The organism is Methylobacterium cerastii (assembly GCF_022179125.1).
In the GTDB taxonomy this organism is placed as follows: Bacteria; Pseudomonadota; Alphaproteobacteria; order Rhizobiales; family Beijerinckiaceae; genus Methylobacterium; species Methylobacterium cerastii.
In genome coordinates, this window is sequence record NZ_BPQG01000007.1 from 41,762 (window position 1) to 53,679 (window position 11,918).

General features: G+C 72.5%; 12 protein-coding genes. 2 read left to right on the top strand and 10 right to left on the bottom strand.

All coding sequences use genetic code 11. The features are described from left to right. Window positions 1-122: 122 nt before the first annotated feature. The 5 genes from ccmI to MFF13_RS03680 form a co-directional block, all read right to left on the bottom strand. Window positions 123-1,643, bottom strand: coding sequence for a c-type cytochrome biogenesis protein CcmI (gene ccmI / locus MFF13_RS03660; protein WP_147830560.1), 1,521 nt, complete (start codon window positions 1,641-1,643; stop codon window positions 123-125). 227 nt (window positions 1,644-1,870) lie between these two features. Next, window positions 1,871-3,289 carry a sensor histidine kinase gene (locus tag MFF13_RS03665; RefSeq protein WP_147753951.1) on the bottom strand — a complete coding sequence of 473 codons (1,419 nt, stop codon included), beginning with the start codon at window positions 3,287-3,289 and terminating at the stop codon, window positions 1,871-1,873. 263 nt (window positions 3,290-3,552) lie between these two features. Beyond that, window positions 3,553-4,995, bottom strand: coding sequence for a sensor domain-containing diguanylate cyclase (locus MFF13_RS03670; RefSeq protein WP_147830561.1), 1,443 nt, complete (start codon window positions 4,993-4,995; stop codon window positions 3,553-3,555). A gap of 260 nt (window positions 4,996-5,255) precedes the next feature. Continuing rightward, the gene (locus tag MFF13_RS03675; RefSeq protein WP_147753953.1) at window positions 5,256-5,933 is read right to left on the bottom strand and encodes a response regulator transcription factor; all 678 of its coding nucleotides are present in this window, start codon (window positions 5,931-5,933) and stop codon (window positions 5,256-5,258) included. A gap of 37 nt (window positions 5,934-5,970) precedes the next feature. Then, window positions 5,971-6,342 (bottom strand): PepSY domain-containing protein, encoded by a 372-nt coding sequence (locus MFF13_RS03680; protein ID WP_147753954.1) that lies wholly within the window; start codon window positions 6,340-6,342, stop codon window positions 5,971-5,973. Window positions 6,343-6,801: 459 nt separating this feature from the next. Here MFF13_RS03680 and MFF13_RS03685 point away from each other — a divergent pair, with 459 nt between their 5' ends. Together MFF13_RS03685 and MFF13_RS03690 are read left to right on the top strand one after the other, a co-directional pair. Then, window positions 6,802-6,966 (top strand): hypothetical protein, encoded by a 165-nt coding sequence (locus tag MFF13_RS03685; protein ID WP_238270890.1) that lies wholly within the window; start codon window positions 6,802-6,804, stop codon window positions 6,964-6,966. Continuing rightward, on the top strand, window positions 6,967-8,091 hold the full coding sequence (locus MFF13_RS03690) for a family 16 glycosylhydrolase (RefSeq protein WP_238270893.1): 1,125 nt from the start codon (window positions 6,967-6,969) through the stop codon (window positions 8,089-8,091). Here MFF13_RS03690 and MFF13_RS03695 read toward each other — a convergent pair. From MFF13_RS03695 to MFF13_RS03715, 5 genes are all read right to left on the bottom strand, one after another. Further along, a complete protein-coding gene (locus MFF13_RS03695) occupies window positions 8,048-8,560 on the bottom strand; it encodes a hypothetical protein (RefSeq protein ID WP_147830563.1) in 513 nt (170 codons plus the stop codon). The two genes, MFF13_RS03690 and MFF13_RS03695, sit on opposite strands and share 44 nt — an antisense overlap. Further along, on the bottom strand, window positions 8,557-8,979 hold the full coding sequence (locus tag MFF13_RS03700; protein ID WP_238270895.1) for a hypothetical protein: 423 nt from the start codon (window positions 8,977-8,979) through the stop codon (window positions 8,557-8,559). The genes MFF13_RS03695 and MFF13_RS03700 overlap by 4 nt, the downstream gene beginning before the upstream one ends. A 56-nt stretch (window positions 8,980-9,035) precedes the next feature. Continuing rightward, the gene (locus MFF13_RS03705; RefSeq protein ID WP_238270898.1) at window positions 9,036-9,392 is read right to left on the bottom strand and encodes a hypothetical protein; all 357 of its coding nucleotides are present in this window, start codon (window positions 9,390-9,392) and stop codon (window positions 9,036-9,038) included. Between the two features lie 223 nt (window positions 9,393-9,615). Continuing rightward, window positions 9,616-10,236, bottom strand: a complete 621-nt coding sequence (locus MFF13_RS03710; RefSeq protein ID WP_238270900.1) for a lysozyme — start codon at window positions 10,234-10,236, stop codon at window positions 9,616-9,618. A 50-nt stretch (window positions 10,237-10,286) separates the two neighbouring features. Then, entirely contained in the window at window positions 10,287-11,882 is a 1,596-nt protein-coding gene (locus MFF13_RS03715) for a DUF2793 domain-containing protein (RefSeq protein WP_238270902.1), read from the bottom strand. Window positions 11,883-11,918: the final 36 nt, after the last annotated feature.

The window sequence follows — 11,918 nt, forward strand, 5'->3', positions numbered from 1 at the left end:
GGTGGTCCGGCCCCGGCACGACCCACGAAGGTCGGTCCGGCGCCGTGCCGTCCTCATTCTTATCCTCTCGGATGTCGGCTCCGACGGGCCGCGGGTCAAGTCGCCCGTGCCGGGACAGATCGTCAGGGGCGCAGCGGAAGGCCGAGTTCCTTCGCCAGGGTGTCGAGCCGCTCGGCGGCGCCCGGGTCCGCGGCGAGCGCCATCCGCGCGCGGCTCAGGACCTTGCCGGCCTGCTCCGGATCGCCGAGCGCGCTGTAGGAGCGCACGAGCCGCAGCCATTCGTCGACGCTGCCGCCCTTGGCCGCGAGCCGGCGGTCGAGGCCGGCCACCATGCCGCGGATCGCGGCGTCGCGCTCGGCCGGCGGCATCGCCGTCACCGCGGCGGCCGCCGACTCGGTCTCGGCGCGGGATTCCGGCGTGGCGGCGTTCAGCGAGGCCGGGGGCACGGCGCTGCCGGCGTCGCGCGGCGTGCCGTCGGCCGGCTTGCCGGACAGGCCGAGGTCGCGCGCGCCGGCCTCCAGGCTCGCGAGCGCGGCCGGGTCGGATTTCAGGGCGGCGCGGGCGCGTTCCAGCACAGCCTGCGCACGCTCCGGCTCGCCGAGGACGCCGCGGGAGCGGGCCAGCCGCAGCCATTCGTCCACGGTGCCGCCCTTGGCCGCGAGGCGCTCGTCGAGGCCGTCGACCATGCCCTGGATCGCGGCGCGCTGCTCCGGCGGCAGCCCGGGCGCGTCCTTTCCGGCTCCCTTGCCCGCCCCGTTACCCGCTCCCTTGGCCGGCGTCCCGGACAGCTGTGGGGCGGGCTCGCCCCGCAGCCGCGCCAGGTTCTCGCGGACCAGGCGGAGCCAGGGGGCGTCGGCCGGGCTGGTGTCGTTCAGGGCGCTGAGTTGGCGGATGGCCTCCGGCGTGTCGCCGTTCTGCTCGGCCGCGCGGGCGAGGTAGAAGCGGGGCTTGGGCGCCTTGGGGTCGAGGGCGAGGGCCCGGGTCAGGGCGGCCTTGGCCTCGGGGGGCACGATGCCGTTGCCGGCGGCCACCATCGCCTCGCCCCAGTCCGACAGCGATTCCGCGGTCTCACCCTTGATCCGGACGATCGCCGCGTAGGCGCGCGCCGCGTCCTCGAACCGGCCGAGCCGCATGTAGACCGGCGCCAGCACGGCCCAGCCGCGGGCGTCGTTCGGGTCGGCGGCCAAGCGCGCCTCGATCTGCCCGACGGCCTTCATCAGGTCCTGCGCACCCGATTGCGCCGCCTGCCGGTCTCCCGGCGTCTGGGCCGGCAGGTCGGGAGAGCCGTAGAGGCCGTAGGCGAGGAGGGCGACGAGGGGGATGGTGGACAGGGCGAAGGCCGAGGCCGCGCGGCGCTGGCGCAGGCGCGGCTCGGCCACGCTCGCCTCGCCGGGGCCGGGGGCGCGGCTCGCGCGAAGGAGCCGGCGGGCGGCCTCGGTGCGGGCCGATTCCGCCTCCGCGGGCGCGATCAGCCCACGTTGGAGGTCGCGCTCGATCTCGGCGAGCTGATCCTCGTAGAACGCCGTCTCGGTGACGGTGCCGGCCGCATCGGGGACGATGGCGACGCGGCGCGACATCGGCCAGAGCAGGGCCAGGACGGCCGCGGCGGTCATGCCCGCCAGAATGAACCAGATCGCCGTCATCACACCTTCGAAGCGGTCCCGGTTCGCCTGACGCGAGACCGCGGCCGCCTCATCCCCTCAGATTGTAAGACGGCCCTCGTCGGGACCGAATGGCCGTCGGCCGGATCGTAGAGACCGGCCGCAGGCGGTACGATGCCCGCTCTCGGCGTCACGGTGTCACGCAAGTTTTTCGCGATGACAAGCTTTTCGCGACGACGAGGGCGCGGACCTTTCCCGAACGTCCGCGATCAGTGCCCGGCCGCGCCCTTGGGCAGGTCGCCCGGCACCTCCAGCACCGCGCGCAAGCCGCCCAACGCCGCCTGCTCGAGGCGGAAGCGGCCGCGATAGAGGGTGGCGAGGTCCGCGACGATGGAGAGGCCGAGGCCGGAGCCGGGCTTCGATTCGTCCATGCGTCGGCCGCGCCCGAGCACCGCCGAGCGCGCCTCCTCCGGCAGGCCGGGGCCGTCGTCTTCGATCGCGACGAGAAGGTGGGGATAATCGTGGGCCTCCACCGCCTCGGCCCGGATCGCGACGCGGCCGGCGGCCCATTTCGAGGCGTTGTCGACGAGGTTGCCGACCATCTCCTCGAAATCCTGGCGCTCGCCGCGGAAGCGCAGGCCCGCCGGCACGTGGACCTCGTAGGCGATGTCCTTGTCGCGGTAGATCTTCCCGAAGGTCCGCACGAGGCCGGCGAGCGCCGGCTCGACGTCGGTCGAGGTCCCGAGCGTGCCGGCGAGCGCGGCCGCGCGCGCCCGGTCGAGGTGGTAGTTCACCTGGTCGCGCATCACCGCCGCCTGCTCGCGGATCTTCTCGGCGAGGTCGGCCGGCGCGTCCGAGGCGCCGACCTCGTTGACGATGATCGACAGCGGCGTCTTGAGCGCGTGGGCGAGGTTGCCGACCTGGGTGCGGGCGCGCTCCAGGATCTCGCGGTTGGTCTCGATCAGGAGGTTCACCTCGCCGGTGAGCGGGGCGATGTCGCGGGGATAGGTCCCGGTGATCCGGTCGGCCTCGCCGCGGCGGATCGCGCCGAGCGCCGCGCGCATCTTCTTCAGCGGCGCCAGGCCGAAGCGGATCTGCAGCAGGGTCGTCAGCGCCAGCGACAAACCGAGCAGGCCGAAGGTCATGAACAGCGAGTTGCGGAAGCGCTCGACGTCGTTGACGATCTCGTCGGCCGGGCCGGCGACGCGCACGGTGTAGCGCCCGTCCTCGCCGAGGTCGACATCGCGTTCGATGATGCGGAGCAGCCGGTCGTCCTGGGCGCGGCCGTAGCCCTGGCGGATCTGGCCGACCCCGGCCTTGCCGTCGGGATCGGTCGCGGGCTTCAGCGGCACGCCGACGAGGGAGCGCGAGGTGCGCAGGTCCCGCGGCCGGGCGTCGGGCTTGCCGACCTGCCAGTACCAGCCCGAGAGCGGCAGGTCGAAGCGCGGGTCCCCGAGGGTGAAGGCGCGACTCTCGGTGTCGCTCGGGGTGACGAGGTCGGTGGCGAGGTTGTTGGCGAAGACCAGCAGGCGGCTGTCGAAAGCCCGCTCGGTGGTCTCGCGGTAGAGCGTCGTCAGGATCCAGGCGGCGAGCAGCAGGATCGCGGAGCTGGCCAGCAGCGCCGAGACCGCCAGGCGCACCGCGATCGAGCGACGCCGGAGGGAGAACAGGCTCAGGACCGCGCGCATCGGGGCGACGCGCGGTTCGGGCGCCGGATGCTCACGATCCTTCGGCTCGGCTCGTGGGGAGGTCGGAGTCATGCCGTGACCACGTTTCGAGGGCGGCGCGCGTACGCCCATTCTACCGGCGATGCGGAAGCCCATCGTCTCGTCGGTCCTCGGGCCGAGCGCAAGGGTCATCCGACGCGAGATCGCGACGCCCGAACCGAGTGAATGCGCAGGCGCGCCCCTGCGCGGCGACCGAGTGTGTCAGGGGTCGCGCCGGCGTCGGCTCAGGCGACCTGCCGGTCGAGGGGTTCGAATGCTGCGTCACCCGTGACCTGAGCCTGGTCCGGGGCGTAGGCGAACCGGAAGGCGTTTCGCCCCTCCGCCTTGGCGCGGTAGAGGGCGCGGTCGGCGGCTCGGTAAAGCGCCTCGCGGTCGAAGCCGTCCTCTCGCGTCAACGCGATCCCGATGCTGACGCCGATCCCGACGGGATGGCCGTCGAGATCGATCGGGAGCGACATCGCCGCGATCAGGCGCTCGGCCAGCCGGGTCGCGTCCTCCCGTCGGCCGGAGCCGGTCTGGATGACGACGAACTCGTCGCCGCCGATCCGGGCCACCGTATCCTCGATGCGCACCACCGAGCGGAGCCGGTCGGCGACATGGCGCAGCAGTTGATCCCCGGCCTGATGGCCCAGCGTGTCGTTGACGCCCTTGAAGCGGTCGAGATCCAGACAGAGGATCGCGAACCCGCCCTCCGCCCGCGACGCGCGCGCAGTCTCCTCGTCGAAGCGTTCGCGGAAGAGGACGCGATTGCCGAGGCCGGTGAGCGCGTCGTGCCGCGCGAGGTGCGCCATCCGCTGCTCGCTCTCCTTGCGAACCGTGATGTCGCGAACGGAAGCGACGTAGCCGTCCGGTCGACTCGTGATCTCGTCGTAGGTCAGGCTGAAGGAGGCCTCGACCCACACCCAGGTCCCATCCTTGCGCCGATATCGCTGCTGCCCCACGGCGTGGGTGACGCGCGCCGCGCCGATGTCGTCGAGGAGGCGCCGATATTCATCCGCATCGTCGGGGTGAACGAAGTCGAGTGGCCGGGTGCCGACCAACGCCTCGGCCTCGTAGCCCAGCAGCAGCTTGGCCGCGGGCGAGACGTAGCGGCGCGTTCCGTCGAGATCGGACCGCACCACCATGTCGGTGGTGTTGTCGGCGAGCAGCCGGTAGCCCGCCTCCCGTTCACGCAAGGCCCGCTCGGCCGCGTGCAGGCGGAGCTGCGCCACCACGACCTGAGCCACGTCCTGCAGCTGCCGGCGCTGTTCGGTGGAGAAGGTCCGCGGCTGGGTGTCGATGGTGCAGAGGGTACCGGCATGCAGACCGGGCGCCAGGACGAGCGGGGCACCCGCGTAGAAGCGGATATGCGGCTTGCCCGTCACCAGCGGGTTGACGACGAAGCGGTCGTCGCGCGTCGCATCCTCGATCACCATGACCTCGGGGCTGAGGATGGCGTGCGAACAGAACGACACCTCGCGCGAGGTGCCGTCCAGGTCGAGGCCGCATTTGCCCTTGAACCACTGGTCGTTCTCTTCGACGAGCGAGACGAGCGCGATGGGGAGGGAGAACAGGGCCGCCGCGGTGCGGCAGAGCGCGTCGAAATGCGGCTCGGGCGGCATGCCGATCACGTCGAGGCTGCGCAGCGCCGCCAGGCGCGCAGGCTCATTGTGCGGAAGGGGAACCATGGAGATCCTTGCGCGAAGGCTCGGCAACCCTTGGGCCGAACCCGTCGAAGTGATCCGCAGGCTAAATCACCGAACCTTAACGTCGCGTCAGTGCTCGGCGTGGGGTCGTCACGCGATCCACAATGCGTCGGGCCACGAAAATTTGATCTCGCTCGCCCAAACTTCATTTCTCATACTAGAGATACTGATAACACACCTTTAGGTTGTGAAAGATCCAAAAATCTCGTTCTGAAAGGATCGCGCAGAGCGGGCGCCAAGCGTCACACCCGAGCCGGCGGCTGGCTCGGATCCACCAGGTAGCCGAGGCCGCGCACCGTCTGGATGAGGTCGACCGCGAGCTTCTTGCGCAGCCGCCCGACGAAGACTTCGATGGTGTTCGAATCGCGGTCGAAATCCTGGTCGTAGAGGTGTTCGGTCAGCTCGGCGCGGGAGACGACGCGGCCGGTGTGGTGCATCAGGTAGGACAGCAACCGGTATTCGTGGCTCGTGAGCTTGACCGGGTTGCCGTCGACGAACACCCGGCCCGAGCGCGTGTCGAGGGTGACGGGCCCGCAGGCGATCTGGCTGGTGGCGTGGCCGGCGGCGCGGCGGAGCAGCGCACGCACCCGCGCCATCAGCTCCTCCATGTGGAACGGCTTGGTCACGTAGTCGTCGGCGCCGGCATCGAACCCGTCGACCTTGTCGGACCAGCGGTCGCGCGCCGTGAGGATGATCACCGGGGTCTTGATCCCGGCCCGGCGCCACTTCTGCAGCACGCTGACGCCGTCGGCCTTGGGCAGGCCCATGTCGAGGATGATCGCGTCGTAGGGCTCGCTCTCCCCGAGATAGCCGCCCTCCTCCCCGTCGAAGGCCTTGTCTGCGACGTAGCCCGCCTCCTCCAGCGCGCTGACCACCTGCCGGTTGATGTCCCGGTCATCCTCGACCACGAGCAGACGCACGGATCACTCTCCCTCGAGCCACGGCCTTCTCGGCCGGTCAGTACTGGCCCGCCACCTGGCCGGTCTTGGCATCGACCATCACGTGCACGAAGTGGCCGTCCCGACGCAAGGCGGTCAGCATGTAGACGAGGCCGTCGGCGTGGCGGCACAGGCTGGCGCGCTGGATCTCCGCCCGCGCGATCACCGTGCGCGCGGCCTTGATCGCCGCCACCGGCGCGATCACCCGGCGCTCGGAGACCTCCTCGCGCATGTCGGCGGGCGACAGGCACTCCTCGACCCGCGGCTGCGACGCCCCGGGGGCGACGACCGGGGCCGCCTCGCGGGTCTCCTCCGCCAGCGTGCCGAGACCGCCGCCGGCGAGGGCCGCGACGGTCAGGCAGATCGCTGCGAGGGCGAAGGGGTAGCGCATGGATCGGGACTGTCGGCCGAAGGCACTGAATGCGCCCTGAATGCCCCTGGCCCGAGACGTGTCTCGCGGCGCGGTTAGAGCCTCGTGTGCGAGGTGAGTGGATCGGGGGGCGGCGGGTCTCATCGAAGGTCCGTCGGGAGCTGCGAAGCGTTACGGCCGAGACCGGCAGCGGTTCCCTCGTGCAGGGTGCGATCCCCCGCGATCACGGCCCGGAAGCGGGCGACAAGATCGCAGCTCGGCGATCGACGTGCCGCACGGAACGACTGTCGAACGTCGAAGGCGTCGGTGATTTATACCTGGCCCCGCCCCACGAAGACGCACGAACCGTCCCGAACGGTGCCGGCAGATCGCAATCGCGCGATCGCGGCCCGGAACCAAAACTTAAGACGAGATATTCTACTCTCAGTTGCATTCAGTGTGCGAATCCACTCCGGTGGCGCACACGCGGCGGGGGCCTCCATGGCGATCGATCCGAACAACCTGTCGAAGACCGCGACCCTGACCTTCGCGGAGGAGTTCGACGACTTCACGCCTTGGAACGGCACGACGGGGCTCGACACGGTCGGGGCGCCGCAATGGTCGACGAAGATCCACGCCACCGGGACGATGCCATACAATGACTAGTTGCAATACTACGTCGCCGCGTCGGACGGGGCCGCGGGCGGCACGGCCGGCCTGCCCGACCCGTTCCACGTCTCCGACGGCCTGCTGACGATCACCGCGGCGCCGGCCGCGCCCGGCATCCGGGATGCGATCGAGGGGCAGGCCTACACGTCCGGGATGCTCAACACCGCCCATACGTTCAGCCAGACCTACGGCTACTTCGAGATCCGGGCGCAGCTTCCGGCGGCGCAGGGGATGTGGCCGGCCTTCTGGATGCTGCCGGCGGACGGGAGCTGGCCGCCCGAACTCGACGTGATGGAGATGGTCGGCGGCGCGCCGAACATCCTGCGCAACACCGTCCACAGCCAGGTCTCGGGCGGACACCGGGTCGACGCGACCCATTACCTCGACGAGTCGAACGTCGCGGTGCCGGACATGACGTCCGGCTTCCACACCTACGGCGTCGACTGGGAGCTGGACACGATCACCTGGTACTACGACGGGCAGCCGACCTTCCAGGCGGCGACGCCCGCGGACCTGAACACGCCGATGTACCTGATCGCCAACCTCGCCGTCGGCGGGGCCTGGGCCGGCGACCCCGACGGGACGAATCCGGCGCAGATGACGATCGACTACATCCGGGGCTACGCGAGCGCACCGGACGCGGCGCGCGACGACACGTTCCACTTCCGCGACGCGCGCACGGGGGACGACCTCTACACGACGAGCGCGAGCGAACGGGACTACATCGCGCAGAACCTGCCCTCCTACACCGAGGAGGGCGTGGCCTGGGCGGCGCCGGCGGCGAGTCCCGATACGGTGGACGTGTTCCGCTTCGTCGATACGCGGACGGGGGAGCACTTCTACACCGCGAGCGTGGCGGAGCGCGACCACGTCGCCGCCATGCTGCCGAGCTTCCACGCCGAGGGCGTGGCGTTCCAGGCCTACGCCGACCCGGCGCTCGCCGGGATCGACGCGCTGACGGTCCAGCGCTTCGTCGAAACCGCGACCGGGGCGCATCACTACACCGCCGGGGCCGCCGACACGGCGGCCTTCACGCAGGCGCAGGCCGGCGGCGCCTGGGTCCATGAGGGCGCGGCCTTCACGGTACTCGCGCCGTCTTCGCCCCCGCCGGACCTGTGGTGACACCACCGCAGGTCACCCGGAACGGCATGACCGCATCCGGCCGGCGCTGCGGGCGGACGGTGCGCCGGAACCCGTTGCAGGCGGCCGAAGGACTCTCGACCGGCATCGCCGGCCCGCAGGGAAAGTCGGCCGGGATCTCGGTCTCGATGGTCCGGGGTCTGCCGTCGCGGTCCCAGGGCGGCGCATCGACGGCGTTGGCAGGCGGCGCCACTTGGTGCCGGTCGGGTCGGACGCTGTGCAGGCGGCGCGCGTCGGGCAGCGTACATTCGGCGAGGTCGGCGATCACCCGCGCCTGCCGCAGCGCGCCGCCGGGCGCGACCTCCGACGCCAGAAGCTTGGGCGACCCGACCCGGTCGGGCCGGTGCCGGTCGCCGGCGGCGTAGGAGACGATCGCGCAGAGCCCGAGAAACAGGCCCCCGCCGACCGCGTGGTAGAGCCGGGTGAGCCAGCGGTCGAGGGCGGCGCTCATCGCAGATCTCCCCGGACGAGGCGCCAGAGCTGGCGCACGAGCGGCAGCCGGTCGACCCCGAACTGCGCCAGGGCGAAAGCCGTGACGACGACGACGACCGCCGCGGGCTTCATCCGCCGGTAGAACCGGGCGAGCGCCCGCCGCTCGATCCGTTCGTCGATCAGCTCGTCGAGGGCGGTGAGCCGGTCCGGCGTCTGGCGCCGGATGAAGGTGCGCCACTCGGTGCCGAAGCGGACGACCAGCCGATCCTCCTCGGCCTCGGCCGCCGCGCGGCCGGAGTAGGCCCGGCGGATCAGGCTCTCGCCGAGGCCGTCGTCGGGCGGCGGCAGCACCCGCCCGACGCCCTCGCCGATCGCGTCGAGGGCCGCCCGGCGGCAGGCGGGGTCGCGCGCCTCCGGGCTCTGCGATGTCGCGTCCATGCCGCCTCCCGCGGGTGCCAGCGTGTCGGTCCGTCACCCGCGGCTGGGCACTCTCGCTAGCGCGCCGCGAGGCCGACGGCGGCCAAAGCCGGCGCGAGGGTGTTGGCGGCGGTCGAGCCTTGCTCCAGCGCGAGGCGGCGAAACACCTTCTCGGCGATGCCGGGCAGGCCGCCGGCGGCCTTCACGACGAAGCCCGGCGCCTGGTCGGACGCGCGCTGGACGGCGGCCGCGATCACGGCCGAGCCCACCGGCACGGTGAGCACCTGCCCCTTGGCGGCCCCGGATACCGCGTTCAGCGCATAGTCCGTGACCCGCCGGACCATGCCCTCGACCACGGATTTCGACAGCACGTAGCTCAGGAGCGGCGCGAACCGGGCGATCAGGCCGGTCGCCAGGGCGACGAGGAGCGGCATCAGCACCGCCTGCGCCGTGGTGGCGAAGGCGACGACCCACTCGCCCCAGGGCAGGACGACGGCGGGGGCCGCCGCGGCGAGGGCGGGCGACGCGACGAGGCAGGTCGCGAGGCAGGCGGTAAGCGAGACACGCGCGCGCGGGGGCGCCGCAGGGAAGCGGGTATGGTTTCAAGTCCTCTGGCTGGGGATGCGCGGCGGAGCCCGGCCGGCACGGGAACTCGGATCAGGCTCGGCCGGCGGCCGGCGTCGCGGCGAGCCAGGCGCGGATCGCGTCGCGGAGCCGCGCGAGCCGGGCGGGACGTGGGGCGGTCGGGACCAGGACCGGGGTCGCGACGCGCGGGTCCGCCACCGCCGCGAGGGGGGCCGCGATCCGAATTCGCGCCGCGGCGTCGGTCGGGCGCGGCAGGGCGGCGGCGTAGGGGGTGACGAACTGCTCGGCCTCGGCGCGGCGGCGCCCGAGGATCGTCGCGGGCCTGGCCCACATCAGCATCGCCTCGGCGCCGCCGGCCGCGTCCCCGGCGTTGATCCGCCGCAAGGCGGTCGAGCCGGCGAAGGCCGACGGCCCGATGTTGTAGCAGAGCGAGACCAGGGCATCGAAGGCGTGCGGCCCGACCGGCGCCGTCAGCCCGCTCCGGACGGCGGCGACGTAGGCCGCGACGTCGCGCGCGAAGATCGCGTCGCACTCGGCGGCGGTGATCGCGAGGCCCGGCGCGACCTGCGGCGGCCCGGCGGCGGAGGTGTGGCCGACGCCGATCGTCCAGACCCCGACGGAATCGCGGTAGGCCCGCAGGCGCCGGCCCTCGCGCGCGATGAGGCACGCCTCGCCGATGGGGGAGAGGTTCATGGCAGTCTCCGAGAGGGAAAAGGTCGATCGACGCGGCGGGTGCTCGGGTCTCACCCGAGCTGGTGGGCGCCGAAGAACGAGTCGGCCGCCGCGACGTAGCCGTCGGCACCGGTGAAGCGGACCCAGACCTCGACGCCGTCGCCCGCCGCGAGCTTCAGGGTCGAAGCGAGCGACAGGGCGGTGATCCCGTCCACCAACGCGCCGGTGGCGGCGGCGCGCCCGCGCCCGGCGGCCGCTCCGTTCCGGTAGAACTGGACCTCGAAGGCGGTCGGCGCACTGGCCCCGTTGCGCTTGTAGGTGAGCATCGCCGAGACCCGGTAGAGCCCGGCCTCGGGGGCGGTGAAGCGGTTCGTCCCGGCGGCGAAGGCGCCCTGGTCGTTGCTGTCGGCGACGTTGAACTGCACCTTCGTCCAGGCGCCGGCCGGAACGTAGTTGTCGAAGCTGGTGCCGGCGGCGGCCTTCGCGAAGTTGCTGATCCGCGCCCAGCCCGCGCCGGTGTACCATTTGAGCGCGGTGGCGGTGCTGCTGGCGTAGAGCTGCCCGAGGGCGAGACCGGCCGCGGGGTCCGCCGCCAGCGGCGCGAGCCGCACCGCGCCGTTGGCCTCGACGGCCAAAACCTCGGCGCTGGCCGCGGTGCCGGCGGGCGTCGTGCGCAGGCTGATCCGCGTCGGCTGCGACGCGTCCGACCAGGCATCCGTGGCGAGGAAGGCGAGCTGCGCCCGGGGCGTCGCCGCGTAGCTCGTCGCACCGTAGCCGAAGGCCGAGACCTGGCCGATCATGGAACCCGACTGCAGGGCGACGGGTGCGGCGGCGTTCCCCGCCGCGGCCCGGAAGGCGAGATGCCCCGAGGCGCCGGCGCCGAAGCCGTCGAGGACGAGCCGCGGCGGCGTCCCGTCGGCGCCGGAGACCCGCAGCACCGTCTGGGGCGGCGCGTCGGGCAGCGCGCCGGCGTTGGCGCTGACCTCGAGCGGGCCGGCGACCCGCCCCAGCGCGAGCCGGCCGGTGGCGGCCGAGACCGCGAGCGGGGTCGTGAAGCGCGCGCCGTCCGGGCTGACCTTCAGGGCGAGGTCGTCGGCGCCGAAGGTGCCGAACAGCGCGCGCGTCGAGAACCCGGTCTGGAACGCCAGCCCGGCGTCGCGCGCCGCCGCCTGCTTGTTGAGGGTGAGCCGCACGCTGCCCGAGCCGGGCGTGACGTCGTCCCAGGAGAACAGCGCGGCCTCGGACTTCACCGCGAGGCGGTTCACGGCGTCGGCCGCAGTGCCGATTCCGAGGCGGGCGAGGTTCTGGAGGGTCGTGAAGGAAGCCCGCAGGCTCGTCCAGGCGCCCCCCGCGAAGGTGTAGAGGTCGGCCTCGTCGGCGACGTAGGCGAGCCAGCCCGGCCGGGGCGCGAGCCCGATCCAGACCCCGTCGCGGAAGCAGGCGACCTGACCCGACAGGGCCGCCCAGGCCCCGGTGGGCGCTGCCGCGACGACGAGGTAGCGGTCGCCTTCGGCCGGGGCGGCGGGCGGCGCCGCGAGGTCCTTGTCGAGGCAGGCGAGCTGCACCAGCGCATCGAGCTGCACCAGGGCCTCGTTGTGGGTGACGTGCTTCTGCGCCTGGTTGGCCGCGATCAGCGGCAGCGCGAGGTTGTGCGTGGCGTCCGACATCGTCGGGCTCCTTTCCGAGGTTCTTCCAGTGCGTCT